This window comes from Shewanella sp. KCT (genome assembly GCF_007636505.1).
In the GTDB taxonomy this organism is placed as follows: Bacteria; Pseudomonadota; Gammaproteobacteria; order Enterobacterales; family Shewanellaceae; genus Shewanella; species Shewanella halotolerans.
This window is the reverse complement of record NZ_LVDJ01000015.1, coordinates 47,513-74,426: the sequence shown is the minus strand read 5'-3', so window position 1 is coordinate 74,426 and position 26,914 is coordinate 47,513. Positions and strand designations below refer to the sequence as shown.

The 26,914-nt window shown below is 55.9% G+C and carries 19 protein-coding genes and 1 pseudogene; 12 read left to right on the top strand and 8 right to left on the bottom strand.

What is annotated here, in order from left to right; all coding sequences use genetic code 11:
- Positions 1–10: 10 nt before the first annotated feature.
- A complete protein-coding gene (locus AYI87_RS18000; protein WP_260865179.1) occupies positions 11–3,529 on the bottom strand; it encodes a PAS domain S-box protein in 3,519 nt (1,172 codons plus the stop codon).
- A complete protein-coding gene (locus AYI87_RS17995; protein WP_144204054.1) occupies positions 3,526–4,386 on the bottom strand; it encodes a phosphate/phosphite/phosphonate ABC transporter substrate-binding protein in 861 nt (286 codons plus the stop codon). The genes AYI87_RS18000 and AYI87_RS17995 overlap by 4 nt, the downstream gene beginning before the upstream one ends.
- 400 nt (positions 4,387–4,786) lie before the next feature.
- Between AYI87_RS17995 and AYI87_RS17990 the strand changes: the two genes are divergently transcribed.
- From AYI87_RS17990 to AYI87_RS17935, 12 genes are all read left to right on the top strand, one after another.
- Positions 4,787–6,025 carry a PP2C family protein-serine/threonine phosphatase gene (locus AYI87_RS17990; RefSeq protein ID WP_144204053.1) on the top strand — a complete coding sequence of 413 codons (1,239 nt, stop codon included), beginning with the start codon at positions 4,787–4,789 and terminating at the stop codon, positions 6,023–6,025.
- Entirely contained in the window at positions 6,022–6,414 is a 393-nt protein-coding gene (locus AYI87_RS17985) for an ATP-binding protein (protein ID WP_144204052.1), read from the top strand. Before AYI87_RS17990 ends, AYI87_RS17985 begins: the two co-directional genes overlap by 4 nt.
- Positions 6,415–6,844: 430 nt before the next feature.
- The gene (locus AYI87_RS17980; RefSeq protein WP_144204051.1) at positions 6,845–7,204 is read left to right on the top strand and encodes an STAS domain-containing protein; all 360 of its coding nucleotides are present in this window, start codon (positions 6,845–6,847) and stop codon (positions 7,202–7,204) included.
- Between the two features lie 11 nt (positions 7,205–7,215).
- Positions 7,216–8,532 (top strand): polysaccharide biosynthesis/export family protein, encoded by a 1,317-nt coding sequence (locus AYI87_RS17975; protein ID WP_144204050.1) that lies wholly within the window; start codon positions 7,216–7,218, stop codon positions 8,530–8,532.
- Between the two features lie 16 nt (positions 8,533–8,548).
- Positions 8,549–9,964, top strand: coding sequence for an exopolysaccharide biosynthesis protein (locus tag AYI87_RS17970; protein ID WP_313955036.1), 1,416 nt, complete (start codon positions 8,549–8,551; stop codon positions 9,962–9,964).
- Positions 9,919–11,223 carry an O-antigen ligase family protein gene (locus tag AYI87_RS17965; RefSeq protein WP_144204049.1) on the top strand — a complete coding sequence of 435 codons (1,305 nt, stop codon included), beginning with the start codon at positions 9,919–9,921 and terminating at the stop codon, positions 11,221–11,223. The genes AYI87_RS17970 and AYI87_RS17965 overlap by 46 nt, the downstream gene beginning before the upstream one ends.
- Before the next feature lie 281 nt (positions 11,224–11,504).
- Positions 11,505–12,803, top strand: coding sequence for an oligosaccharide flippase family protein (locus AYI87_RS17960; protein WP_144204048.1), 1,299 nt, complete (start codon positions 11,505–11,507; stop codon positions 12,801–12,803).
- On the top strand, positions 12,800–13,846 hold the full coding sequence (locus AYI87_RS17955) for a glycosyltransferase family 2 protein (protein ID WP_144204047.1): 1,047 nt from the start codon (positions 12,800–12,802) through the stop codon (positions 13,844–13,846). The genes AYI87_RS17960 and AYI87_RS17955 overlap by 4 nt, the downstream gene beginning before the upstream one ends.
- 412 nt (positions 13,847–14,258) lie before the next feature.
- On the top strand, positions 14,259–16,304 hold the full coding sequence (locus tag AYI87_RS17950) for a WecB/TagA/CpsF family glycosyltransferase (RefSeq protein ID WP_260865178.1): 2,046 nt from the start codon (positions 14,259–14,261) through the stop codon (positions 16,302–16,304).
- Positions 16,305–16,325: 21 nt separating this feature from the next.
- The gene (locus AYI87_RS17945) at positions 16,326–17,807 is read left to right on the top strand and encodes a sugar phosphate nucleotidyltransferase (protein WP_144204046.1); all 1,482 of its coding nucleotides are present in this window, start codon (positions 16,326–16,328) and stop codon (positions 17,805–17,807) included.
- A 100-nt stretch (positions 17,808–17,907) separates the two neighbouring features.
- Entirely contained in the window at positions 17,908–18,324 is a 417-nt protein-coding gene (tagD, locus tag AYI87_RS17940; protein ID WP_144204045.1) for a glycerol-3-phosphate cytidylyltransferase, read from the top strand.
- A gap of 33 nt (positions 18,325–18,357) precedes the next feature.
- Complete coding sequence (locus AYI87_RS17935) at positions 18,358–19,659, top strand: CDP-glycerol glycerophosphotransferase family protein (protein ID WP_260865177.1); 1,302 nt, start codon at positions 18,358–18,360, stop codon at positions 19,657–19,659.
- 35 nt (positions 19,660–19,694) lie between these two features.
- On the opposite strand, the gene cysC is transcribed toward AYI87_RS17935, so the two are convergent.
- The 6 genes and pseudogenes from cysC to rfbA form a co-directional block, all read right to left on the bottom strand.
- On the bottom strand, positions 19,695–20,324 hold the full coding sequence (cysC, locus tag AYI87_RS17930; protein ID WP_144204044.1) for an adenylyl-sulfate kinase: 630 nt from the start codon (positions 20,322–20,324) through the stop codon (positions 19,695–19,697).
- Between the two features lie 62 nt (positions 20,325–20,386).
- Positions 20,387–22,114 carry an SLC13 family permease gene (locus tag AYI87_RS17925; protein ID WP_144204043.1) on the bottom strand — a complete coding sequence of 576 codons (1,728 nt, stop codon included), beginning with the start codon at positions 22,112–22,114 and terminating at the stop codon, positions 20,387–20,389.
- 161 nt (positions 22,115–22,275) lie between these two features.
- Positions 22,276–23,685 (bottom strand): sulfate adenylyltransferase subunit CysN, encoded by a 1,410-nt coding sequence (gene cysN, locus AYI87_RS17920; RefSeq protein ID WP_144204042.1) that lies wholly within the window; start codon positions 23,683–23,685, stop codon positions 22,276–22,278.
- A 65-nt stretch (positions 23,686–23,750) separates the two neighbouring features.
- A complete protein-coding gene (cysD, locus tag AYI87_RS17915) occupies positions 23,751–24,656 on the bottom strand; it encodes a sulfate adenylyltransferase subunit CysD (protein WP_144204041.1) in 906 nt (301 codons plus the stop codon).
- Between the two features lie 385 nt (positions 24,657–25,041).
- Positions 25,042–25,784: pseudogene (locus AYI87_RS17910) on the bottom strand (phosphatase).
- A 197-nt stretch (positions 25,785–25,981) separates the two neighbouring features.
- Positions 25,982–26,866 carry a glucose-1-phosphate thymidylyltransferase RfbA gene (gene rfbA, locus AYI87_RS17905; RefSeq protein ID WP_144204039.1) on the bottom strand — a complete coding sequence of 295 codons (885 nt, stop codon included), beginning with the start codon at positions 26,864–26,866 and terminating at the stop codon, positions 25,982–25,984.
- Positions 26,867–26,914: the final 48 nt, after the last annotated feature.

The following is a 26,914-nucleotide window of genomic DNA, read 5'->3' as shown; positions in this document are numbered from 1 at the left end:
TCCTTTGAACTCAGGCATCGGCAACGCGCCGCACCGCCTCATCTTGATTATGGGTTATCTTAGCCGCTATGGCCGCCATCGTCAGCTCGGCCACAGTAAAGAGCTCAATTAGCAAAGTTTCGACCTGTGCCCGATCGCGCCGCTGCGCCGCCAGCTCCAGCGCCTTGGCGACCTCGGCCAGCGCGCCGGCGCCGAAGCTTCCCGAGCTACTCTTGAGGGTATGGGCCTGGGTCTCCAGCTGCTCGAAACTCTCTTCATCTAACTTATCTAACGCATCTAAGGACAAATCGCGCAAACAGCTAAGGCGCGACTCAGTCTCTTTGAGATAGATGCCATACATGTTATCCAGCGAGGCCTGACCTAAGGTCTGCGTCAGTTCAGATATCACCTGACTATCCAGCAGCCTGTCCTGGTCCGCTAGCGAAATAACCGCCTGAGTCTCGAGACGCCGGTCACTGCTGTCTTTATGCCTCTCACCATATCTCTCATTTTCTGGCTCTCGATGGTTATCCAGCTCAGTCGAATCTTCAGGCACCTGAAGGTCCGCCTTAGCGAGCCAATAGGCAACCTTTTGGAGCAGCTCGGCCCGGTTCACCGGCTTGGCGATGAAGTCTTGCATGCCGGCGTCGAAGCAGTCCTCGATATCCTCTTTCTGCACATTGGCGGTCATCGCCAATATGATAGTGTGCGGATGGCTCGCCAGTATGCGCCGGGTGGCCTCAAGCCCATCCATCTCCGGCATGCGCATATCCATGAGCACCAGCCCATAGTCATGCTTGGCAATGCACTCCACCGCCTCGAGCCCATTGTTGGCAAACTCCACCCGGTAACCCGCCTTGGTCAGCATGGCGCCGCCGATAAGCTGATTCGACTTGCTGTCTTCGGCCATCAAGATAGGCAGTTGGTTCTGACTCGAGGCGGTGAGCTGCTCACTCTGATGAGTCGCATCTTGTACTGGCGCCGCGCCATCTTGCAATAGTTGCAGCATCTGCTGGCGCAAAAGCGGTTTAGTCACATGGCCGCTTATGCCGAGCTCGGTGAGATTCGGTCTTAATTCACTCAGCAGGCTGTCGATAGATGCCACCAGGCTATCCATCAGGGCTAGCAGGCGACCCTGCTCGGTCAGGTATCCTTGAGATAGCCGCTGACAATCAGCTTGGCTCAAACTATGTAGGCAGGACTCATCGAGCAGGATCAGATTAAACCGCCCCTTGACCAGATGGGGCTGAAACAGCTGCTCAGGCGAATCCACACAGACGCAACTTACCCCGTATTGGCTGTACTGCTTGCTCAGCACTCTGTGGAAATGGCTATCTGGATGCAACAGCAAGATTCTGGCATGGGCGGGCAGATGGCGGGGCATTGCGGCTCCTTGACTGGTCAGTTTCACTCTGACATCGAACTTGAAGCAGCTACCCTGCTCCGGCAGGCTCTCCAGGGTGAGCTCGCCCCCCATGAGACGCACCAGTTGGGCGGATATCGCCAGCCCCAGACCTGTGCCGCCATATTGAGTATTGCGCTGGTCATGTACCTGACTAAACTCCTTAAACAGCTTGCGCTGCGCCGACTGGCTGATCCCAATTCCCTGATCGGCCACACTAAAGCAGAGCGAGGCGTCGCTCTGGGCAGCATCGGGCACCCAGGCCTCCAGGGTGATGTAACCGCGATGGGAAAACTTGATGGCGTTATCCACCAGGTTTTGCAGCACCTGCCTGAGATGCTGCAGATCCCCTTCCACCTCATCAGGCACATTGCGATTGATAAAACAGGCGAAGGCTATCCCCTTCTCCCGCGCCTTGGGCTGCAAGATATTGATCACCTGCTCCAGCAGCTTCTGCACCGAGAAGGTCTCCAGCTCGACGCCTATCTCCCCCGCCTCAATCTTAGAAAAGTCCAAGATATCGTTGATGGTAGAGAGCAGCGCCGTGCCCGCCTCCTTAGCGGTCTGGGCATAGAGGCGCTGCTCCTCATCCAAGCTCGAGCCTAAGATAAGATCGACACTGCCCAGCACGGCGTTGAGTGGCGAGCGGATCTCATGGCTCATGGTCGCCAGGAAGCGCGACTTGGCCTGACTGCCCGCCTCGGCCTGCTCCTTAGCGCTCTGAAGCTCGCGCTCATAGGCCAGACGCCTTGAGATATCGTGCAAGAAGGCGGTGAGCAAGATCTCATCGCCCATCTGCACAGGTACTAGCTTGAGCTCTACCGGCAGCGCCTCGCCATCTTGCTTGCGGGCATGCAGGGTAATGTTAGATTTAATGCCAGGCCCAGCCCCCGTCTGGCGGAAGGTTTGCAGGCAGTTGCTAAAGCGCTCATGCTGGCTGTCGACAAACAAGAGGTCGGCCATTTGAGCGCCGATAGCCTGCTTACGGCTGTAACCAAACAGGCTACTGGCGGCATCGTTAAAGGCCTGGATATTGCCGGCGATATCTATGGTGATCAGCGCATCCGGGCTGGCCTCCAGGGTTGCCAGCAAGATAGCCTCGCTGCGGCGGATTCGCGCCTCTTTACGCTTGATCTCAGTGAGATCTTTCACCAAGCCCAGTAACATGGTCTGGTTGTTGATGATCATCTTGGAGATCGCCATGTCCACGGGAAAGCGCTCGCCGTTGGCCCTAAGCGCCAGCAGCTCACGCTGCTTATGGCTCAACCGACTACGGTTAGAGGCGATAAACTGCATCAACTGTTGGTGGTATTGCTCGCGATAATTAAGCGGCACTAGGTTGGCGATCGGCTGACCTATCAGCGCCTGCGTCTCATAGCCAAACAGTGAGACGATGGCCGGATTCACCTCGACTATCTCCCCCTCGACGTTGAAGATGATGAAGCCATCGACCGCCGATTCTAAGATGGTCGACAGCTGGGTATTGGCCTGCTCCAGCGCCTGGCGATTGCTCTCTACCTTGTCTAGCATGCGGTTGAAGGCCTTCGCCGTCTGCCCCAGCTCATCGTCACTGTTCACCAGCACCTGCACCCCCGTCTCGCCGCCCAGGATCCGCTCCGAGGCCAGCTTTAACGAGTCCAGATTACGGGTCAGATAGATCCCAAGAAGCCATGAAAACAGCGCCACCAAGAGCATCTCCAGCCCGGCGATGGAGAGAAACTGCCGGGTCGCGCTGGAGACCAGCAGTTCATAATCTGTGGTATCCAGGCCAACTTCCACCCGACCGAAAGCGAATCCCGCCACCTCGATAGGCTGACTTATTGGCAACAGATGTGGATAGTCGGCTTCGCTGACCCCGGCGGCGCGCTCGTCGATAAGCAGATTCTGTTGATCATAGACGCGCACATAACGCACATGATCTTTACTCAGCAGCTCTTGGCTCAGCTCCTCCAGGGTCGACAGATCTGTGCTGATCACCGCATCCTTGGTCGCCGCGGCAAACAGGCTGATGATGGAGCTGGCGCGGCGCTGGATCTCCGCCTCATTCGAGCTCTTGAGATAATCGATACTGGTGTAGACGAGCACCAGCAACAACACGCCCTCAATAAGCGCGATCCCCAGTACCGTCTTGAGGCGAAATGAGATCATGGCGCGCCTCCCTCAGTTGATTTCAGCGGCTGGGACAGCTCACCCAGTTGCAGCGCCCGCACATCGTCCCAGTCGCTGTCACTGGCCTCGACGAGCGGTCGAAAACCTATGGCGTCCAGTGCCGCCTGCCCCGCCTGGGTGCCCGGCAGGGAGACGAGCACCGCTAATAGGCGCTGTCTCAAGGCTTCGTCGAGTCGCACATGGGTGGCAATCGCATGGGGCGTATAGCCTGGGGTGCGCCACAGCACCCTGAGCTGCTCGCGGGTCTTGGGCGTCATGTTAGCGAAGGTGCGCTGCACCCCTCCACCGGCATCGGCCAGGCCTCTGGCCACCGCCAGATAGACAGAGTCATGGGAGCCTATGTAGCGGATCTCGTTGCTCAGCCCGAGACGACTCAGATTAGCTCTGGGCAGCACGCTGGCCGCGAAAGCCGCCGGCGCGGGAAAGGCCAGGGTCTTACCATCGAGCTGGGTGATTTCGGTGTAGGGCGCATCTTTTCTCACTACTATGATCCCCTGCAGCTGCTTGTCACGCTCGCGCGCCAACGCCTTATAGTGATCCGCGCTGCTAAACACCGCATAGTGATAGGGGTTCATGTAGGCGATGTCATACTCCCCGGCGGCGAGTCTGGCTTCGAAGGTGGGAATATCCGGCGCGGTTGCAAATTGCACTCTGATATTTGCATTTTGCGACAGCAGCGCCAGCAGTGGCGACCAGCTTTGGGCCAACTTGGCCGAGGCTTGCTGGGGCACGACGCCGAAGATAAGGGTCGGCTTGACCTCCAAATCCTTTGCCAGCGCGGGACTCAGCAGGATAAGGGTTAAACATAGGCTTATGAAACGAGGCAGAATGTTCATCTTATTTCCTTTACACCAATCACTGTCGAGGAGAGGGATAACCTCTGCTCAGCAATCGCTATGCCAAAGCTTTTTGCCTCTGTCCCTTTGAGCCCTTGCCCTCTTCAGTAAGTGACCTCTACCCAAGTGCGCCGCGCCTCCCTGCTGTCCGATGAAGATCAACACCTTAGGTCTCACTATGAATGCAAGCCTCGCATTTTGCAATTTAGCCAATGGTGTAAACCCCGTCATGATTTAGTTGCCAACCTCAGGCAAAGAGTCGCTATTACATTGAATAGATTGAAAAATAAGTAGATGAATAGATGAAACCAAGGCGCGGTGGCACAGAAGTTGTTAGTCATGCACTAAGCACTATCTCCACTTCACTATGTTTACTGCCCAAGGGCTAGGAGTTGCCACCATGAAACAGCCAAGCCAGCCCGCCGCCCTATCGGTACTGGTCGTCGAAGACAGCAGCTGTGAGCGCCTGATGATAGTGAGTCTGGTGCGCCAGCTCGGCTTTGAGGTGTCCAGCTGTGATAACGCGCAGCAGGCATTGGTAAAGCTGCAACAGACAAGCGTGGATATCATGATCAGTGACTGGCGCATGCCGGGCATGAGCGGCATTACCCTGTGCCAAAGAGTCAAAGGGCTAAGTCAACCGCCGTTTATCATACTGCTCACGGGCAAGAACCGGACCGAGCATATGATCCAGGGGATTGAAGCCGGCGCCGATGACTTTATCGCCAAACCCTTTCAGGCCTCGGTACTCAAGGTGCGCCTGCTGGCGGCCAAGCGTCTGGTGAGTCTGCAGCGCAGCCTGGCGGTGCAGAATCATAAGCTACACAGATCGATGCAGACCCAGGAGAGATACCTTGGGCAACTCAAGGAAGATCTCACCAGCGCGGCGCAGCTGCAACGGGCGCTCTTGCCGCCGCAGGATCAACACCTCAACCTTTGGCAGATAAGCTCTCACTTTCAACCCGCCACCAGCCTGGCCGGCGATATCTTTCAATGTTTCGCCATAGATGAAAGCCATCTGGGGTTCTATCTCTTGGATGTGGCTGGCCATGGCATCGCCGCCTCCATGCAGGGTTTCACCCTGGCGCAGCAGCTGTCTCGCCAGCGCGCCGACTGGGAGGCCCTGGACAGCGCCAGGCTCGTCACCCGGCTCAACCAGTTATTTGATGATCCCCAGCAGTGCGGGCGTTTCGCCACACTTATCTTAGGCATAGTCAACTGCCAGAGTGGCGAGCTAGATCTGACCAATGCAGGCCATCCCGCGCCGCTACTGCTGGACAATCGAGGCAGCGACACGCTCGACGCCGAGCCTCAGCTCCCTATAGGCATAGACAGAAACTTCCAGTATCGCAGCAGCCGCTATTACCTGAGACCGGATCAGCGACTGCTGCTCTACTCCGACGGTCTCTTTGAGAGTCGTCACCCCAAGTTTGGCGAGTTTGGTCAGGCCAGGCTAAAGCGGCTCTGTCATCGGGCGAGCGGCCTGAGCGCCGAGTCGTTGATCAGGCATCTCACCCATAAGGCCAAGCTGTGGCAGCAATCGAGTCCCCAGGACGATACCTCACTGCTGCTACTCACCTTTCATCGCCGCGCCGCGGCGCCAGCAGCGTTATACACCCAAGGGAGGAAAAGCGCATGAACAGCCTAACATTCACCCTGACCGACAAGGCCTGGCAGCAAGATCTGCTCTGCCTGGAACTGGAACAATTCATGTTGCAAAACAGCGTCCTCAAGCAGGAACGCTTCAAGGTGGTCACCTGCATCCTGGAGGCGCTTGGCAACAGCATCAAACACGCCAGCAGCGAGCTGAGTGACATCACGTTGATCCTGCACTGCGACCACGACAAGATCACCGTAGATCTGCTGGACAGGCGCCGGCCCCATCAGACGAGCGGCGAGCCAAACTGCCCCCAGCCCATGGCAGGCTCCGGCCGCGGCCTGTGGATAATGAACAGCTGGATGGATCAGGTGAGGTTTCAACCTTCGGTGCAGGGCAGTCACCTGCGTCTCAGCCTGCTGCGCCGCTGACTTTAGATCATGGTTTAGGCGCGCGAATAAACGCGCGCCTAAACTAGGTCAACTCCCTCTTTCTTTAAACCCGCTCGGCTTACCCCTAACCTCACCCTTCACCTCCCGCTAGTCTCTAGCCCACTCCTCTGCAGCATTCCTAAGCGATACTTTGCCTTTAGCTCACCCCAATCTCGGCACAATCTCACTCCAATCTCACTCCAATATCGCCCAAGCTCGCCAATGCAAAAGCACGCAGGAGCGATGCAAATTGCAATGCACAATTCCAAAGCCTACGCTGACCGTCGGTATAACAAGAGCCAAAATAAGGCTAACATAATGTAATTAAAGACTTTTAAAACTTGGCCTAGCTTGTGCAATGTCTTAGTCGTCCACCACCGAAACGGTGAGTGACCCTATCCACTAAGATGGCATCGCCAAGGAGTCGACTATGAAATTTATCCCCTTAGCCCATCACAACGCCGCCATGGTGGTGTTGCCGAGTCAGGTGATCATGTCCCAAACCGCCACCCTGCGCATGGCCATCATCCGCCAGCTGGAGAGTGGCAGCCACAGGCTGGTCATGGATCTGAGTCAGGTGGAGTATATCGACTCCAGCGGCCTCTCTATCCTGATCTCTGTGCTGAAGAAGGCCAAGCAGCTGGGCGGTGATGTGGTGCTGCTCTCCCCAACGCCAGGGGTACGCGCCCTGATCGAGCTGACCCGGCTGCACCAGATCTTTACCCTGTTCGAAAACCGCGAGGCGGCCTGCGAATATATCTGCTCACCTGCCGCGGCCAAGGCCTCTTAGGGAGACACGCCATGTTGTCATTTCAGTTCGGCGCCTATCGGCCAAAAAAGCAAGCGAGTAAGCAAGCGAGTGAGCAGCAAAGCGGCTTTTCATTAAGAGGCCATGCCTATTCGCTTTTTTTCTTGCTAACGCTCGCCTCGCTCGGCGGCTGCGTCACCCCGGCCCAGCCCAAACAGCAGGCCTTGTGTCAGCGCCAGCTTGATAGCAAGCCCCAGGACTGCCACTACTATGATGACATGGTGCCCTACAGCCGTCGCTATAGTGAGCAGGCAGAGCAAAGCAGCCCAAATCAAGACACCCGCGGAGATCTGGTAGCCGCAGGCGGCGAGCCCCAATTCTATTCCTTAGATAGTCTAAGCGCTCCCAAGCTGTCGGCCGGAGATCGTCTCAAGATCCAGATCCTCAACGGCGAGGAGTTTAGCGGCGATGTGGAGGTCAATGCCGACGGCTACATCTATCTGCCCTACCTCAACGCCATACGGGCGGAAGGCGTCGCCATCCCTGAGCTGAAACAGGCGCTCAGCGACGAGCTGATAAAGGAGCAACTCATGCTGGCCGGCACGGTGCGGATCAGCATAATGCCACTGCAGTGGGGGGCGATTAATATTCGCGTCTCAGGCGCCGTCTATGAACCTGGGCAACACAAGATCAATCGCCACAGCGAGGTGGATATCGCCGAGCAGCACGCCAACTTTCATGGCGATAACGCCCAAGGTCGCAGCCTGACCAAGGCGCTGCGCTCCTCTGGCGGCGTGCGCCCCGACGCCGACATACGCCAGGTGGTGCTCACCCGTCAGGGCAAACAGTATCGGCTGGATCTTAGCGGCATCCTCAGCGGCAAGGAGGTCGACAACCTCATCTTGATGTCCGGGGACCATATTTATGTGCCTGAGACCCACTATTTCGACGACAGCCTGGCGCGCCCGTCGCAGATCACCATTCCGGGGATCCGGGTGTTTATCTCTAACCTGACCCAACCGGCCAGCAGCAACTCTCAGTCGGCGGTGGATACCGAGGCGACCCGCTTTCCCTATGGCACCCGGCTGCTGAGCGGTGCCATCGCCGCCAACTGCATGGGCGGCGCCCAGAGCACCAATGCCTCACGCCACGTGATACTGATCACCAAGAATCCCATGAGCGAGCAGATAGATGTGGTGGAGCGCTCTCTGAGCAGCCTCATCAGCCACTCCTATCAACCCGAGATCAATCCCGTGTTGCTGCCGGGTGACGGCCTGGCCTGCTACGACTCCCGCGTCACCAATCTTCGCGAGGTCGCCCGCACCCTGACGGATCTCTTGGTACCCGTCAGCCTGTTAGGCCTGCTTTAACCGGTAAAGGATGACCATGATGACCAAGCCAGCCGCCCCTTCCAGCCTTGCCAAACTTAAGCACTTCCTGGTGACGGGCAGCAAGATGCCCCTCAACCGACGTCGCTGGGTCTACATCAAGACGGCCCTGGGCGCACTGGCGCTGATCTGGGGTCTGGTGGGGCTGTTTCTGCTGTTGGCGCCGCCGCGTTACGTGAGCAAGTGGACCCTGATCCTCCCCGGCGCCGGCGCCGGGGCTCAGGTGAGCCTGGACAGCATAGGCCACGCCAGCAGCTCATCCAGCTCCCCCTATCTCAGCAGCGCCATAGATCCCAGGGAAAACTACAAGGCGCTGGCCAGCAGCGAGGTGCTGCTCGCCGCCGCAGCCAGCAGCCTGAGCCTAGCTCCCGGCGAGCTGGGCAAACCTAAGCTTAAGCTGCCCAATCAGACCGGGTTGATGGAGTTTAGTCTGGTCAGCCGCGACGCCAATAGCGCCCAGCAGAAGGCCTGGGCCCACTACCATGCGCTGCAGCGCCTGCTCGAGACCCTGCGGGAAGATGAGATCAGCCAGCGAGAGAACGGCATCAAGCTGGGGATCGAGGGCTTTGCCCAAAAGGTGAGCCTGAGCCAGCAGAAGATCCTCGCCTTTCAGTCAGAGATAGGCCTGGTGTCGCTGGATCAATTTAAGGAGCTGGCGCTGACCATAGAGCGGCTGCGCCACAAGCGAGTGACCATGGTCGCCAAGCAGCAGGGGATGCTCGCCAGTCGCGGTCAATTACAGGCCCATCTGGCGCTCTCGCCGGAGCAGGCGGCTGACTTGCTCAAGCTCAAGAATGACCAGCTGTTTCAGCAGTTACTTGTGCTCTACACCGACGCCACTACTATGCTGGCCAAATTCGGCGGTCAATACGGCAACAAGCACCCTCAGGTGGTCACCCAGCGCCACCAGCAACAGACACTGTTTGCCTCGCTACAGCGTCGCTGCCAGCACCTGCTTGGCTACCGCGACGATGAGCTGATGCTCAAGCTGTCCGCCGACGATCTCGACAGCCGGGCGCAGCTGATGCAGCAGCTACTCAACCTCTCCACCGAGGTGCAGGGGCTGACCCAGGAGATCGCCACCTTAGATGAGCAGATCGCCAACTGGAACGATCGCCTGGCCCACAGCAACGACGATGCGGCTAAGCTCGAGGATCTCCACCGGGAACATCAGCTCGCCACGGCGGTGTTTACCTCTGCGCTGGCCAAGATGGATGTGGGTAAGGCCGACATCTACTCGGCTTATCCCTTGGTGCAGCTGCTGGCGGCCCCCAGCCTACCCCTCAAACAAGATCCCATGCACAAACTCCTGGCGCTGATCGGCGGCGCCCTCAGCTCTCTCATGGCAATCGGAGGCCTGGCGGCATTATGGATACGCAAACCTATCATGCAGCGAATAGTGACGAAAAGTTAGTCTACAAGGCGATCACCTGGACCTATGGCTTCTGGCTGCTGGGCGCCATGTATCTGGTCGCTCCCGTGATCGGCTGGGTCTTGCTGCTGCGCATGCTCAAACGTTACACCTTCGATGGCGCCCACTATCGCATCTCCATGGCGCAGAAGGCTTGGCTGCTGGGGATGTTCGTCATGTTGCTGGTGCTGATCATCGGCCATCTGGAGCAGGCCCTGGGGATCCCTAAGCTGATAAAATCTTCCATCGGCTGGGCCAAGGGCTGGGCGCTGATCGCCATCTTCCCCCTGTTGGGAGCACTCGATATTCGCCCCAGTATTATCTATCGCGCCCTCTGTGTGGTAGGCAAACACACCCTAATGCTGCTACCGCTGTTTGTGATCGCCTGGCTGATAAAACTCCCCAGCACCCTATACGTGTCGCCCCTGAGCATAGTGGGCGGCCCAGGGCCCGAGTTCTTCAGCGTCAGCCTCTACGAGATAGACCCGGGTAGCGGCACCCCGCGCTGGCGCCTGTTCACCCCTTGGGCGCCGGCGCTCGGGCTGATGGGCAACCTGGTCAGCCTGGGGGCCTTACAGGAGTTAACCCCTAAGTTTCGCCGTTATGGCCTGGGCGGCGGCCTGATGATGCTCCTCATCTCCCAGTCGCGCCTCGCCATCATCTGTTATCTGTTTATCCTGGGCTTCTTCGCCCTCATCCGCTGGCATCGCTCCCCCTGGCTCTACCTGCTCGCCAGCCCAGTCACTCTGCTGGGCGGCATGGTGGGCACACAGGTTATCGAATCCATCGACAATACGATTCATGCGGTAAAGGCCGCCAGGGCGGGCTCCACCCGGGTGCGTCAGGAGCTTGCTAACATCGCCCTGGAGCGCTGGGCCAATGAGGCTGTGCTCTGGGGCCATGGCATAGTCGAGCGCGGCCCTCATCTGGTGGAATATATGCCCATCGGCTCCCACCACACCTGGTATGGTCTGCTGTTTGTCAAAGGTATAGTCGGCGCTATCGCCCTGGCCCTGCCCCTGGGTATCGGCATCTTAAGCCTGCTCAGACCCGCCTTTAACTGTACCCTGTGCGCCACCGCCCTGGCGTTTCTTAGCATGTTGCTCCTCTATACCTTCGGCGAGAACCTGGAGATCTTGGCCTACCTCTTCTGGCCCGGCCTCATCTTGGTAGGGCTGGCCCACAAACAGGCCGCCAAGGACGATCAAATCGGCTCCCAGACAGAGGCGGCCACGCCTGCGACGGCTAGCCAGCCGATCTAGGCACTTAATTGAAAAATTGAAAATGAAGACACAAGGCAAAATGCGAACACTACGTCAGCTGCTTTGCAAAATGCCTCCCAGGGAGTATTGCCGCGATAGCGCCTCTTAGATGAAAAGATAAATACCAGATTAAAAACAATTAGTTAGTTATTTAACGATGTGATTTAAAAATGTGGCACAGATAGTGAAATGAGCAGAAGAGATGTAAAGCTCGTAGCAAGGCAGGTCAACTCGACAACAGCCGCGGCGGAAATGGCGCAGGACGCACAAGGGGAAATCAGATGAACAACATAACCCATCTCTTTATCAGACTCTCAGAGCAGCGCCTCGCCAACGCCCTCTTCTGGCTGGGCTCGGCGCAGATCTTGGGCCGTATCGTCAGACTGGGCGCCAGCATCATCATCGCCAGGCTGCTGACCCCAGAGGTGTTTGGAGAGGTCGCCATCATACTCACCTGCTTCGAGCTGCTGGTCACCCCAACCCGGCGCATCAGCTCGGCGGCGTTGATCAAGATGGATAGCTCAGACTATATTGCCAGCCTGGGCAGCGCCAACCGCCTCAATTGGATCGCCTGCCTGAGCGCCTTAACCATCATGTGCCTGCTGAGCCTTCCCCTGAGCCTCTACTACCACAAACCCGGCCTCATCGCCCCCATGTTATTGATGGCCAGCAGCTATCTGTTGCTGCCCTTTGGCATGCTGTACGCGGCGCAGAACCTCAAACATAACCGCATGCGAATCGTCGGCCGCGCCGTGCTGTGGCAGACGCTGTTCGATGGCGCGCTCACCGCCCTTTTAGCCCTGTTCGGCCTAGGTATCTGGGCCATCATAGTTCCTAAGGTGTTGGCCGTACTCGTCTGGATCTGGGTGCACAGGCAAGACAACCCACTGCCATATCACAGAGGTATTAAAACCAGCTCACTACCAGCGGGCATGACAACACCGCAGATGGCGCGCTTCGGCGTGCAGATAGGCCTTAGCGATCTGCTGCTCTTTTTGCGCCAGAACATAGACTATCTGTTAATCGGCTACCTGCTGGGCGTCGAGGCGCTGGGCATCTATTTCTTTGCCTTCAACGCCAGCCTGGGGATCAGCATGGGGCTGATCCAGAGCTATGGCACGGCGCTCTACTCACACCTGTGCGCCGGCGAGGATAAGGCCACTCACTACCTTAAATCCCTGAAATTAATCGCCGGGATCAGCCTGCCGCTCATCACGTTACAGGCGCTGCTGGCCCCCTGGTATCTGCCCTTGGTGTATGGCCAGCAATGGATAGATGCCGGCGCCCTGCCCATCTTCCTGCTGCTCTGTCTAAGCGGTCTCACCCGTCCCCTCGGTGAGGCCGCCAGCCAGCTGTTGATCGCCCTGGGCAAGAGCCGATTCAACCTCATCAGCAACGGCGCCTTTACCGCGCTGCTGATGCTGGGCATCTTGCTCGCCAGTCCATGGGGATTGGTCGGTATCGCCACGGCGGTACTCGCCCTGCACCTCATTGTACTGCCCCTGTTTTCCCTCTATCTATACCTCAGCTTGCCCGCCTTCGCGCCGTCGAGCCCTAGCCTTCAAGGAGAGTCATTATGAGTCCTACCGTTTCCGTTGTGATGCCCGTCTACAATGTGCAGGCCTTCGTGGGTGAGGCGATCGAATCTGTGCTCGCCCAGCGTTATACCGACTTCGAGCTGATCTTGGTCAACGACTGCGCCACAGATAACAGCCTCAAGATCTGTCAGCAGGTGCAAGACAGGCGGGTGCGCATAGTGCAGCACAAGGTCAACAAGGGGCTGGCCGCCGCCCGCAACACGGGCGTGCGTCACGCCATCGGCAAGTATGTGGCCTTTCTCGATTCCGACGACAAGTGGCACCCCGACAAGCTGGCACGCCATGTGGAGCATCTGGACAGACACCCCTTGGTAGGGATTAGTTTCTCCCGCTCCGCCTTCATGGAACATGACGGCACCCCGACAAACTTCTATCAGATGCCCCAGTTGAACGGCATAGACGCGGCCCACCTCCTGTGCCGTAACCCGGTCGGCAACGGCTCGGCGCCAGTGATCCGCCGCGAGACCCTGAATGCCATCCGCTTTCAAATCCGCGACGGCGAAGGTCTGCAGAGCTGCTATTTCGACGAGAGTTTTCGCCAGTCGGAAGATATCGAGTGCTGGCTGCGAATTGTTGCCACCACCAGCTGGTTGATGGCAGGGATCCCCGAGCCGCTCACCTACTATCGTCTTAACCCTGCCGGGCTGTCGGCGGACGTCAACAAGCAGCTGGCCTCCTGGGAGAAGATGATCACCAAGGCGCGCCTGTTTGCCCCCAAGGTACTGAAACAGCACGAGCGTCATGCCCGCGGCTATCAGCTGCGCTACCTTGCGCGCCAATCGATCCGCAGCGGTAACGGCAAGATGGCGGTGCACATGGTAAACCGCGCCCTGCTCCATGCGCCGCAGATCTTGCTAAAGGAGACGGGACGCACCCTCACCACCCTGGGCGCCGCCTACCTGTTATGGCTGCTGCCTAAGCCCCTGTACCAGGTCTGCGAGCAGCTGGGGCAGGAGATCATCGGCAGGCGTCAGCGCCAGCGAATAGTCAAAGATGGGGTCAAGGGGTCGCTTATCTCCCAGTAACAGAGTTTTCACAGTAATAGTTTCACAGTAAGCGCTTTTTCATCACCGCGCCGCCCACTGCCAGCATGAGTGGGCGGCTCCTTTTCAACTGAGCAAAGCAAAACAACTTAAGTACAGTGACAAGTCTGCTAATACCTGACTAATGCCTAGCTTATACCTCGCCAATGCCTTGCAAATGCTAAACAGAAAAAATTGCAATACGCGATGCAGGGCGCAGTCCGCCCACTTCAAGATGCGAAAAGACAGCAAGCAAAAAACACTAACCAACTGTTTTACAACAGATATTAAAGTTGGCATCCCTTGTGCTACCTAGCCTGTAGGCATGATTCATTTTTTAAAGTGAATTAAGCAGAGCCCATTAATACGAGCCAATTAACAAGCGCCAGGCCAGTCAAGCAAGAGGAGCTTCACCATGGGAAATGAGATGCGCGCCGCCCAGTCGGTCACCACCAGCAGCATTGCCAACAAGGAGCATAATGTCACAGAGGCCAGCTTGGCGAGCAAGCCTACATCTATACCTAACATGGTGCGCGCCATAGACCTCACGCTGCTGATGCTAATTCTGCCCATCTGGGCGCCGCTCCTGTTGGCGGCGATAGCCTATTGCAGACTCTTTCGTGGCCAGGCGCTGGAGACCATCTACTTCTTCGATGGCCAGAGCCGGGTTCGCCCCCTCTATCGCCTCTATCAGGGGAGTTACCTCGCCGCCCTGCCGAGCATTTGGAACCTCGTCAGGGGAGATGTCAGCCTAATAGGCGATCGCCTGCAGCTGGCATTGACTCAGGCACCAAACGCACCTTCACGCCCAGGCCTCATCAATTTTGAGCAGCTGTACCTGAGAATGGGGCTGAGTTTCGAATCACCAGAAGCGGCGATAGACGGCGCCTTTGCCAGTCCTCAAGGCTATCTGCTAGCGCTACTGCGCAGCGTCACCATGACGCTGCTGGCACCAAGCCTGCCAGGCAGTCGCCACAGCCTCTCACTGTTTGGGCTTAAGATTGCCAATCTCAGCATGAATCAACTACTTGAGCGTATGCTTGCAGCCTGTGAGCGACAAGGCGCTATGGAGCGCTACTGCTTCGTCAACGCAGATTGCATGAACATTAGCCGCGATAATAAGGCCTATCATCACAACCTGACCCAAGCCGATCTAATCCTGGCCGATGGCCTGGGGCTTAGGCTAGCCAGTCGCCTCAAGGGCACGCCGCTTGGGGATAACCTCAACGGCACCGACATGTTCCCACTGTTGTGTGAGCGCCTGGCCAAGTCCGGTCACGCCATCTACCTGCTAGGTGGCCGCCCCGGCATCGCCCAGCTGACCGCCGACAAGATGCAGGCCAGATACCCGGCGCTCAATATCGCCGGTACCCATCATGGCTATTTAGATTCTGAGCAGGAGACGGCTAAGGTGATCGCGCAGATCAACGCCTCCAAGGCCAGCATACTCCTGGTGGCCATGGGTGCGCCCCAGCAGGAATTCTGGCTGGCCAAATACCAGGCCCAGCTCAATGTCGCTGTGGGCATAGGCGTCGGCGGCCTGTTCGATTTCTACTCGGAGCGCATCATACGCGCCCCGCTCTGGGTTCGTCAGATAGGCATGGAGTGGATAGCCCGCCTGCTGGCTGAGCCCGCGCGCATGTGGCGCCGTTACCTACTGGGAAACCCCAGATTTCTCTATCACGTACTCATTGAGACCATCTCAATCAAGCTGCGCCGTGCGCCGCACTCTTCACAAACTCAAGCTAGAGCTCAAGCTGGCCAGGCGCCCTTGGCTCACCAAATAAGCACGCCGAGACTTGAAGGTCGCACTCAAGGTTCGCAGCTAAAACGCAGCTTACACGCCCTGAGACTCAGCCTTAACCGCATCAGCAAGCGCCTGCTGGATATCCTGGGCGCAGGCATATTGCTTATTCTGCTCACGCCACTGCTGCTGCTCACCGCGCTGCTGATCCGCCTCGAATCACCTGGGGCCATCCTCTACAGCCAGCAGCGCGCGGGCCTCAACAACAAGCCCTTTACCATGTGGAAGTTTCGCTCAATGTACCAGGATGCTGAGGCGCGACTGGCGGCGCTCAAGGCCAGCAATGAGATGGATGGCGGCGTGCTGTTTAAGATGAAGCGCGATCCCCGCATCACACGTATCGGCAAGCTGATCCGCAAGGCCTCTATCGATGAACTGCCGCAGCTATGGAACGTGCTCAAGGGGGAGATGTCACTGGTCGGCCCGCGCCCGGCGCTACCCAGCGAGGTGAGTCAGTACAGCCTTAGCGATCGCCGCCGTCTGTCGGTGAAGCCCGGCATCACCTGCATCTGGCAGGTCAGCGGCCGCTCGGATATTCCCTTCGACAAGCAGGTGCTGCTGGATGTGGATTACATCTACCAGCAATCCCTATGGGCCGACATCCGCTTACTGCTTAAAACCATACCCGCCGTGCTGTTCGCCAGGGGCGCCTATTAATCTGTTGTGGAGAGCAACCTTATGCAAGCCATCATCTTAGCCAATCGTTCGGGTCATGAGTTAGCACCGCTGGATCAATACTACTGCCCTGCGCTGCTGCCCGTGGGCAATCGCGCGCTGATTGAGTACACCCTGGACGATCTCAGCAATGCCGGTATCACCCAAGTCAAACTGGTTCTGGGCCCTCAGGCCGGCGACATCGAAGCGCTGCTTGGCAAGGGCGAACGCTGGGGACTCGATATCGACTACTTTCTCTGTAGAGCGGATGAGCCAGCATCCGAGGTGATATACCGCCTGCAGTTAACGCCGGAGCAGCCTGCCCTGCTGCTTAGGGGCGATATACTGCGCACGCCAGTGATAAAGGCGTTCATCGACTTTGCCAAGCAGTTTCCCAAGGAGCTGGTCAGCGCCAGAATAACCGGCATGCCCACTGGGATGATCATGCTCCCTGGCGCCAGCGCCAATCTGGACCATCTCAATTGGCCGCTCACCGCCCACCCCAGCGCAACTGCCAGCAAGCCTCAGGGGGTCACTCTGGTACTCCATGGCCACCAGCACCACCTAGACAGCCTGAATGACTACCTAACCGCCAACCTCAACTTTGCCAGCAATCGCCTGGCGAGGCTCAAACCCCAACAGCGCTTTCAGGCCAACGAAAATGGCGGCGGGTGTTATCTGGCACAGAAAGTACGGTTTAACGGCGCGGCCAATGGCCAGGGCATGATAGGACAATGCAGCCAGCTCGATGACAACGTGCGCCTGGATGGCGACTTCGTGATTGGCGAGCACTGTCTCATCGATGCCGGCGCCCAGCTCAGTGACAGCCTGGTACTGCCTAACACCTATGTGGGACGCGATCTCAACCTTCATAGGGCGATCGTCTGTCAGCGCCTGCTGATCAATCTGGAGCATCAGGGCTATATCAGCATAGAAGATGCGAGCCTCATAGCCCCCAACCGCGCGGCGCAGCATCGCCAAGGCATGACTTTTAAAGCCAATGACATAAATAGCACGGACATAAACAACAGAGTAAGGCTAAGTGACAGAGTGCTCGCCCTGGCACTCCTGCTACTGACGCTACCACTACAACTGGCCATAGGCGCCTATCTCACTATTCAGTCCAAGCGGCCACTGGTTAGCAGCCAGGACCTGACCAATAACAGAGGGTTAGGTTTCAGGCTCAAGCGCTGGCAAGTCACAAACCCACTGCTGGCCAGCCTGCCGGGCCTGATTCAAGTGTTCAAGGGTAAGCTCGCCCTCTTTGGTAACAGCCCTGATTGCAGCGCCGATTGCAGTCCTGCCGACAATGGCAATTTGCATGGACTCGGCGCGACCGTCGGGCTATGGGGACCCGTGCAGCTGCTACTCCCGAACGATGCACCGCTGGAAGAGCAACAGCTGGTCGCCCTTAGCTTTAACGCCGAACCGGGCAAGCTGAAATACCTGAGGCTCATAGCGAGCTGCTTCGCCCAGCCGACACGCTTATCGCGCGCCAGCGCCTAGGATTCGCTGCCGAGTAACGATAGCAAAGCTCACCGATGCAAATACGACACTATGACTCATTCAGATAAACGTGAATATCTATAGGGATAAGGAGCGCAAGATGAAAACCATCATAACCTACGGCACCTTCGATCTGTTCCACTATGGTCATGTGCGACTGCTCGCCAGGCTCAAGCAACTTGGCGACAAGCTGATCGTCTGCGTCTCTACCGACGAGTTTAATGCCCAAAAGGGCAAGGCCGCCTTCTTCAGCTACCAGCAGCGCGCCGAAATACTGGCCGCCTGCCGCTATGTGGATCTCGTGCTGCCCGAGACCCATTGGGGCCAGAAAGTAACTGATATTGAAAAATATAATGCCGATATCTTCGCTATCGGCGATGACTGGCAGGGACATTTCGATCATCTTCAACACCTGTGTGATGTGATCTACCTGCCCCGCACCGACGAGATCTCGACGACCGAAATAAAAAACGATCTCGCCTTTTTGCGGCCCTTTCCCGATGCCTCAAACGACTAAAGCGGCTCAGACTAACGAGACTTAGGAGGCGATATGAAGCGACTATTGGTTTTCATGAGACTGTCTGGGACCAAGCTAGTGTCACTGATAAGGGCACTGGTCACCCAGGGCATCTATCAGCTGTCTGCCTACGCCCCCCGCAGCCACAAGGCGGTCTTTGGCAGCTATAAGAATCGTTTCACCGACAATAGCAAGTACCTCTACCTGCACTGGCGCCGCGAAGCCTTTATCCGCTGCATCTGGATAAGCGGCGACAAAGCGCTGATTAAACGCCTCAGAGCCCAGGGCCATGAGGCCTACCCTCGCCGCTCCCTGCAAGGCATCTATCACTGCCTGACGGCAAAGTATTACTTTTACAGCAGCTATCTGGGGGATATTAATCAACATCTGGGGAAAGGTGCGGTAAAGGTGAACCTCTGGCATGGCTCGCCAATGAAAAAGATTGAGTTCGATATCGACTCTGGCCCGCTGGCCGAGATCTACCGCTCCCCCAAGCCTGCCAGGCTCAATTACCATCAGCAGCATATTCGCCCGGATCTGATGCTCAGCCCCAGCGTTCAGATGAGTCGCTGCTTCCAAAGCGCCTTTCGGCTCAAGCCCGAGCAACTGCTCAGGGCCAGTTATCCACGTACCGATTATTTTAGCCGCTACCCAAGCGCGGCAACGCCTCTCAGCCAGCTGATTGGTCATCCCTTTAAACAGGCGATTCTCTACGCTCCCTCCTGGCGTGACACAGGCCTTAAGGAGCAATCCAACCAGACCAGCCCCTATGACCAGGCCTTTAACTGGGCCAAGCTTTCGGCGAGCCTGCGGGCCAATGGGCAGGTGCTGCTGCTAAGGTTTCACCCCAACGAGGCCCATCAGGCTGGGCGCTATAGCCATTTTGCCAACATCATAGATATCTCCCAAAGAGAGGATGTGTACGATATTCTCGGTCAGATAGACCTTTTGATCACAGACACCTCATCGCTGTTTATCGATGCCCTCTACCATGGCTTAACTTTTCGTCTCTACGACCTGGATAGCGGCAAACAGAGCCGGCATCAGCAACAAGAACAAGCGGTAACAGCCGAGCGCAGCCTGTATGACTACGCCGCATCGCTCCCCCTGCTGGATAAGACGCGTGCCCGCCATTGGCATCTTAAGGATTTTGGCGAGCTGCTGACATTTTTAGCCGCGGGAGACTTTAGCGTGAAGGCAGAAGAGATGGAGGATTATCGCCAGCTGGCCGAAACCTACTGGCAAGCAGATGCGCCGAGCAGTTTCGGCGCCCTAGAGCAATGGATGAGGCAAACGAGCGGCCAGACACACTGGGTAGGCGCCCAAGAGGCGTAGGCTGGCTCGAGCCAGGTGCTCAGCCAGAGTTTTAGCTAGGCCAGCAGTCCCTGCCGAATTAAGTAATCAACGACCTGCTGTGCACATTCTTCTATTGTCTGCTCGGCGGTTTTTACATGCACCTCGGGGGAAACCGGCGCCTCGTAGGCAGAATCGATACCGGTAAAATGTTTAATCTCACCGGCGCGCGCCTTCTTGTAGAGTCCCTTGGGATCGCGCTGCTCACACACCTCAAGCGGCGTATCGATAAAGACCTCAATAAACTGATGGGCCGTCAGCAGATCTCTCACCAGCTGACGATCGGCGGCAAATGGCGAGATAAAGGCGGTTGATACCAGAGTACCGGCATCGACAAACAGCTTAGCTACCTCGCCGATACGTCGAATGTTCTCGACCCTGTCCTCATCGGAAAAGCCCAGGTCGCCATTGAGTCCATGACGTACATTATCGCCATCGAGCACATAGGTGTTACAGCCCTTGTCATGGAGCAGACGGTCGACCGCGTTGGCTACCGTCGACTTACCCGAGCCACTCAGGCCGGTAAACCAGAGTACGGCGCCTTTGTGGCCGTTGGCCTGCTCGCGCTCAGCGTGAGTCACGCTGGCCTGATGCCACTGAACATCGCTGGATTTCACATTAACATCGACTGTCTTGTAGGGGGACATCGGCTTTCCTTAACGGGTTAACTGCAATCACGATGGACGAAACTCATCGTCTCGCCCATCGTCTAAAACGGGAAAAACAAGGGTACTGTCAGTAGGACTATGGCCCCATAGGTCAGGCTTACGGGCACGCCTACCTTAACAAAATCCATCAGGCGATAGCGACCGGCGTTATACACCATGAGGTTGGTCTGATAACCATAGGGGCTGATGAAGCTTCCGCTGGCGGCAAAAGCCACCGTCATCACAAACGGCAGAAAATCCACCCCGAAGCCCAAGGCGATACTGTAGGCGATGGGGAACATCAGCGCCGCCGCCGCGTTATTAGTGATAAGCTCTGTCATCAGCCAGGTGGCGAGATAAACCAGCAATAACGCCAGCATCAGATGTTCTTTCTCCGCCGTCCCCTCTACCCAGCTAGCCACCAATTCGGCCACGCCGCTGTTGACCAGGGCGTGGGAGAGCAAGATCGCCGAGGCCACCACCAGCCAGATGTCTACCGGGAAGCGGCGCACCACTTCGTTGACGTTGAGGCACTGGGTGAAAATCAACACGCCCAGCAGCAGCAACATCCCTTGGAGCATCTCAACCACGCCTGTGGCGGCGAGCACCAGTGTCAGCACGAAGCCACCGATAGAGATCCAAGCCTTCTTGCCGTTGTTTCGAGTCTCGGGCTCGACGCCGCTAATGACGATAAAGTTCTTGCTGATGTTGTGGCGGGTAAGGAAGTCCTTACCGACGGCCAGCACCAAGAAGTCGCCCGCCTTGATCTGCACCTCGCCGAGCTTTCCCGAGATCTCTTCGCCGTCACGGCGAATGGCCACGGCGGCGGCGTCAAACAGAGCGCGAAACCCCGCCTTCTTCATGGTCTTGCCCACCAGCACGCTCTCCTGCTTTACCACCACTTCGGTGAGGTTGCTGTCGAGCAGGCCATTTTTTTCGGCAAACATCTCAAGGCCAGAGAACTGACTAAGCTGCATCACCTTGGCGATATCGCCGCTGAAGATCAGCCTGTCATCCTGCTGCAGCACCTCGGTGGGCGTCACTGGGCTGATCAGGCGACCATTACGCACTACTTCGACCAGGAACAGGGATTCGAGATGCCTGAGGCCATTATCTTCCACCGAACGGCCAATCAGCTCGGAGCCCGCCACCACCTTGGCATCGATAAAGTAGCCCTTGGAGCAGGTCTCCTGGTGAGCAATATCCGGCAGCCATCTTGAGGCAATACGCAGCACCAGACCACAGCCCAGCACCAGCAAGGCGCCGATGGCCGTAAAAGAGAAGAAAGAGAGCGACTGACCTGACGCATCTATCACCATACTGTTGACGATAAGGTTGGTCGAGGTCCCCACCAGGGTCAGGGTACCGCCCAGTATCGCCGCATAAGACAGGGGGAGTAACAACTTACTCGCCACATGATGCGGGTTATTGCGAATGGGCGATAACAGAGTCGCCACGACGGCGGTATTGTTAAGCAGGGCCGAACTCAGCGCCGTCATGCCGTAAAGACGCAGCCAGGTGGTACGATAACCGCTGACGATCACCTTAGCGGCGATGACCCGTAGCAGCCGGGTCTTCTCCAGCGCAAAGGAGCAGAGGATCAGCAGTACCAAGGTCACCAAACCCGGGTTAGACATACTGGAGAGCAGTTGCTCTTTGGTCACCAGATTAAACGCCACCAACACCAGCAGGGTCACGCCAAACACCAGCGCCGGCCGGTTTTGGAAACGCACCAACCCCACGATAGTCGCGAGGAAGATGGCGATGGTGAGATAAGCATTAAATGTCATATTTTGCTTTCTTAAGCCTCAGGCTAACGGTCTTAAGTCGGTGTTGGCCATCAAAACGATATTCAACACCTTACTTAGTGCTAGCCCTTGGCCTCAACTGTCCATAACTGATATCCGCGACTAATGTCTGTCACTAATATCTGCCACTAAGATATAAGTAATTAGGCCTTGGAAATATCCTTAACACCCCAGTGCGGGAAATGCTTACGCACTAAGGCGTTCATCTCCAGCTCGAAGGCCGAGATCTCACGTTGCTTGCCCTTGCCAGCGTCGATCGCCTTGCGGATCATGCCCGCCCCCACAGTCACATTGGTGAGCCTGTCGATGATGATGAAGGCGCCGGTGGCACGGTTGTCGTCATAGGCGTCAAACTGCACAGGTTCGGTAACCGAGAAGTGACAGTTGCCCATCTCGTTCAGCGCCAGTTGCTGAGCGCTGTGCTGAGTCAGATGGTTGATATCCACCTTATAGTTGATGGCATCGGCATAGCCGTATACCGCCTTGCTGCCAAGCTTAAGCGCATATTCTCTGTCGACACACAGGGGCTCTTCGGTCATCCACACCACGTCGGCCTCGAAATGAGTGGTCGAGTTCGGCTTATCGTGGGGACGCACCAACATGTCGCCGCGGCTGACGTCTATCTCATCGATGAGCGTTAAGGTCACCGCCTGCCCTGCCACAGCTTTCTCGAGCTCGCCATCGAAGGTTACGATTGACTTGATGCGGCTCTCTTTACCTGATGGTAAGGCGGCGATGGTATCACCGACACGGATCTCGCCCGATGCCACTGTGCCACAGAAGCCCCTGAAGTCGAGGTTTGGACGATTAACGTATTGCACCTGGAAGCGGAACGACTCGCTCCTGTCCTGCTCGACGGAAACCGTGTTGAGCAGCTTGATCAGGGTCGAACCTGGATACCAGGTCATGTTCTCGCTCTCGTTCACCACGTTATCGCCCTTGAGCGCCGAGATCGGCACGAAGCGCACGTCGGTAAAGGCAAGATCTTTGGCAAACTCGCGATACGCCTTCTTGATCCCCTGATAGATCCCCTGGTCGTAGCCGACCGCATCCATCTTGTTGATGGCGATGATCACATGCTTGATGCCAAGCTGTGAGCAGATGTAGCTGTGACGACGTGTCTGTACCTGCACCCCATGACGGGCATCGATCAGAATAATGGCCAGATCGGATGTCGACGCACCTGTGGCCATGTTGCGGGTGTACTGCTCGTGGCCCGGCGTGTCGGCGATGATAAACTTACGCTGCTCGGTGGCAAAGTAGCGGTAGGCCACATCGATAGTGATCCCCTGCTCGCGTTCCGACTGCAGACCGTCTACCAGCAGCGCCAAGTCGAAGGCCTGATCTGTAGTGTTGAAACGCTTAGAATCTTTCTCGATGGCGGCCATCTGATCCTCAAAAATCATCTTGCTATCGAACAGCAAGCGGCCGATCAGGGTCGACTTACCGTCATCCACGCTGCCACAGGTCAAGATACGCAACATATCTTTGTTTTCGTGAAGCTTTAGGTAACCTTCGATGTCGGTCTGCAATAATGTGTTTTCAGTCGTCATGGTATTTCTCGTATTCGTTATCTGCTGCGTACCTGGCCAATGGGCCGTCAATGCAATGTCTTAAGTTAGAAGTAGCCTTCCATCTTCTTCTTTTCCATCGAGCCGGCAGAGTCGTTATCGATCACCCGTCCCTGACGCTCTGAGGTAGTACACAGCAACATCTCCTGAATAATTTCCGGCAGCGTTGTCGCCTGAGATTCGACGGCGCCGGTAAGCGGGTAACAGCCCAAGGTTCTGAAACGCACCATCTTCTGCTCTACGGTTTCACCTGGTTCGAGCTCCATGCGCTCATCGTCAACCATGATCAAGGTGCCATCACGCTTAACAACCGGGCGTGGCTCGGCGAGATACAGCGATGGGATCTCGATATTTTCCAGATAGATATATTGCCAGATATCCAGCTCGGTCCAGTTAGACAGCGGGAACACCCGAATGCTCTCGCCTTTGTCGACCTTGCCGTTATAGATATTCCACAGCTCGGGGCGCTGATTCTTAGGATCCCAGCGGTGCTTGCTGTCACGGAACGAGTAGACGCGCTCCTTGGCGCGGGATTTTTCTTCATCTCGGCGGGCGCCACCGAAGGCGGCATCGAAACCATGCATGTCGAGTGCCTGCTTAAGGCCCTCTGTCTTCATGATATCCGTATGTTTAGCACTGCCATGGGTAAAGGGAGAGATGTTCATCTCCAGGCCACGGGGGTTCTTATGCACGATGAGATCGAAACCATACTGCTTGGCCATGCGATCGCGAAATTCGATCATCTCCTTGAACTTCCAGTTAGTGTCGACATGCAGTAAAGGAAACGGGATCTTGCCGGGATAAAATGCCTTGCGCGCCAGATGCAGCAACACAGAAGAGTCTTTACCAACGGAATAGAGCATCACGGGATTTTCAAACTCTGCGGCAACTTCACGCATGATCTGAATCGATTCAGCCTCGAGTTGTTTAAGATGGGTTTGCTGTGTAGACATATGGCTTTCCGTTTTATTCCAATGTTATCAAATTGCTATTAACCAAGATGCCAACCTACTCTACATTTCATTCAACATAAAATCTAAGCATGGTTAACCAAAAATCGGCCTAAACAGGATAATACCAGCACGGAGTCGTTTTAGAAGTTATAAATATTAATTTATTTATACCAAAAAGAAATAACAAGTAATCGAAGAGAAAATGGAATAGAAATCGAGATGTTTGGAGATTGGAAATTAAGGAATGAGGGTCGAGGGTCGAGGGTCGAGGGTCGAGGGTCGAGGGTCGAGGGTCGAGGGTCGGCAGCCTCACTTAAACATGAGTAATCGTTCAACTGCTATTTTACTCATTCGAGACTTTACCTCATGATTGAAACATCGCCCCTTAAACAATGCTCGCATACTCATCCAGCCCCTTATGGCCCTTGACGTTAAGAACTCCAGCAGGGCTTTGGGACTATGGTTAAGAATTCGCTCAATCGGGAAATCAACTTCTTGAATCAACTCAATCGCTTTGTCAAAGCCACCTAAGCTGAAGGCAACATGGGAGTCTGATCCCAAGACCAAATAGCCTCCAGCCTCTTTTACTGCACGGGCAATTGCCGTACAGTTTTTCAAGCTACCTTGCCGCGAGGTCAAAAATGAGGAGTTATTGATCTCAAGGGCAACATTATGGGTCGCGGCCGCTTCTGCCACGCGTTTGATGTCGATTGGATAGGCAGGATTGCCCGGATGACTAATGATGTCGACCTTGCCGCTCTCGATACAGTTAAACAATGCCTTGGTATGGATGGCTTCGGTCGATGGCGGAAAAACTGGCTCATGAAACCCCGCCAGCACGATGTCTAACTCATCGAGATAACTACCAAAGAAATCAATATCACCATCTTCATTCTTAATATTGGCTTCAATGCCTCTCAGCACACCTATACCATCGACAATCCGAGGCAATACACGCATGTTGACGAAGTGCCAAAAGTGCGGCGCATCAGCCATATCGGGCCCATGATCAGTAATGGCAAACAGCTTGATGCCCTTCTCTTTTGCCACAGCCAGATAATCATGAACCGTACTATAGGCATGGGTCGAAGCAATGGTATGTGCATGTACATCAACAAGAAACTTCATCGGTGATTCCATTAGTAAGATACAAGGTAAAAGAAGAAAGAAGCAGAGACTCAAGTCTAATCATTTTGACCGCTATCCTCCATAACAGAGCTCGCAATTTGAAGTCGGTTCGGCGACTCCATTCATAGCTAAAAACCTGAAACTCTTTATACCTAACGCTCTACGCTTTCTCACTTCTTGTCAATTAGCATGCTTTGTCACACGACGCTTATCAAAGACATCAAATAGCGCCCATAACTATTGTTCAGCATAGGCTTGGCAAGACGTTGAATATCCTCATTGGTTAGCCAGCCATTACGCCAGGCTATCTCTTCAAGACAAGCGACTTTTAGCCCCTGCACTGTTTCTATGGTTTGAACAAAAGATGAAGCCTGCTGCAGACTGTCGAACGTACCGGTATCGAGCCAGGCAAAGCCACGTCCCAATAATTCGACCTTTAGCTGCCCGCGCTTTAAATAGGATTGATTGATTTCAGTAATTTCAAGCTCACCACGCGTTGAGGGTTTTAATTCTTTAGAGATATCGATGACTTGGTTGTCATAAAAATAGAGCCCGGTAACCGCCCAGTTAGATTTGGGGAAAGCTGGTTTTTCATCGATTGCCAAGGCGTTGAAATCAGCGTCAAACGCCACCACTCCAAATCTTTCAGCGTGGTCGACCTGATAGGCAAAGATAGTCGCACTCACTGAGTCAACATTGCTGAGGTCAGCTACAGTCTGTTTCAACGTGAGACTGAACCCCTGCCCATAAAACACATTATCTCCCAGCACCAAACACACGCTGTCGGTACCAATAAACTCCTCGGCAATGATAAAAGCCTGCGCTATCCCTTCAGGTTTTGCCTGTACTTGATAGGAAAGCGAAATTCCAAAATCACTGCCATCGCCGAGTAAACGCTGAAACAACATCTGTTCATCAGGGGTTGTGATGATCAAAATATCGCGGATCCCCGCCAGCATAAGAACAGAGAGCGGATAATAGATCATTGGCTTGTCATACACCGGAAGCAGCTGCTTAGATACGCCACGTGTGATGGGATATAACCGCGTGCCATTACCACCGGCTAATAAAATACCTTTCACTATATCGCTCTCATTTGGTGTTAGCTTAAAGCTCTCAATAGATAATAC

Bases quoted from the DNA above. Each gene is read 5' to 3' on its own strand.
- AYI87_RS17995 (WP_144204054.1), bottom strand. From the start codon at position 4,386: ATGAACATTCTGCCTCGTTTCATAAGCCTATGTTTAACCCTTATCCTG.
- AYI87_RS17975 (WP_144204050.1), top strand. From the start codon at position 7,216: ATGTTGTCATTTCAGTTCGGCGCCTATCGGCCAAAAAAGCAAGCGAGT.
- AYI87_RS17950 (WP_260865178.1), top strand. From the start codon at position 14,259: ATGGGAAATGAGATGCGCGCCGCCCAGTCGGTCACCACCAGCAGCATT.
- AYI87_RS17955 (WP_144204047.1), top strand. From the start codon at position 12,800: ATGAGTCCTACCGTTTCCGTTGTGATGCCCGTCTACAATGTGCAGGCC.
- cysC (WP_144204044.1), bottom strand. From the start codon at position 20,324: ATGTCCCCCTACAAGACAGTCGATGTTAATGTGAAATCCAGCGATGTT.
- AYI87_RS17970 (WP_313955036.1), top strand. From the start codon at position 8,549: ATGATGACCAAGCCAGCCGCCCCTTCCAGCCTTGCCAAACTTAAGCAC.
- tagD (WP_144204045.1), top strand. From the start codon at position 17,908: ATGAAAACCATCATAACCTACGGCACCTTCGATCTGTTCCACTATGGT.
- AYI87_RS17960 (WP_144204048.1), top strand. From the start codon at position 11,505: ATGAACAACATAACCCATCTCTTTATCAGACTCTCAGAGCAGCGCCTC.
- AYI87_RS17990 (WP_144204053.1), top strand. From the start codon at position 4,787: ATGAAACAGCCAAGCCAGCCCGCCGCCCTATCGGTACTGGTCGTCGAA.
- cysD (WP_144204041.1), bottom strand. From the start codon at position 24,656: ATGTCTACACAGCAAACCCATCTTAAACAACTCGAGGCTGAATCGATT.
- AYI87_RS17935 (WP_260865177.1), top strand. From the start codon at position 18,358: ATGAAGCGACTATTGGTTTTCATGAGACTGTCTGGGACCAAGCTAGTG.
- AYI87_RS17980 (WP_144204051.1), top strand. From the start codon at position 6,845: ATGAAATTTATCCCCTTAGCCCATCACAACGCCGCCATGGTGGTGTTG.
- AYI87_RS17965 (WP_144204049.1), top strand. From the start codon at position 9,919: ATGGATACGCAAACCTATCATGCAGCGAATAGTGACGAAAAGTTAGTC.
- AYI87_RS17945 (WP_144204046.1), top strand. From the start codon at position 16,326: ATGCAAGCCATCATCTTAGCCAATCGTTCGGGTCATGAGTTAGCACCG.
- AYI87_RS17985 (WP_144204052.1), top strand. From the start codon at position 6,022: ATGAACAGCCTAACATTCACCCTGACCGACAAGGCCTGGCAGCAAGAT.
- AYI87_RS17925 (WP_144204043.1), bottom strand. From the start codon at position 22,114: ATGACATTTAATGCTTATCTCACCATCGCCATCTTCCTCGCGACTATC.
- cysN (WP_144204042.1), bottom strand. From the start codon at position 23,685: ATGACGACTGAAAACACATTATTGCAGACCGACATCGAAGGTTACCTA.
- AYI87_RS18000 (WP_260865179.1), bottom strand. From the start codon at position 3,529: ATGATCTCATTTCGCCTCAAGACGGTACTGGGGATCGCGCTTATTGAG.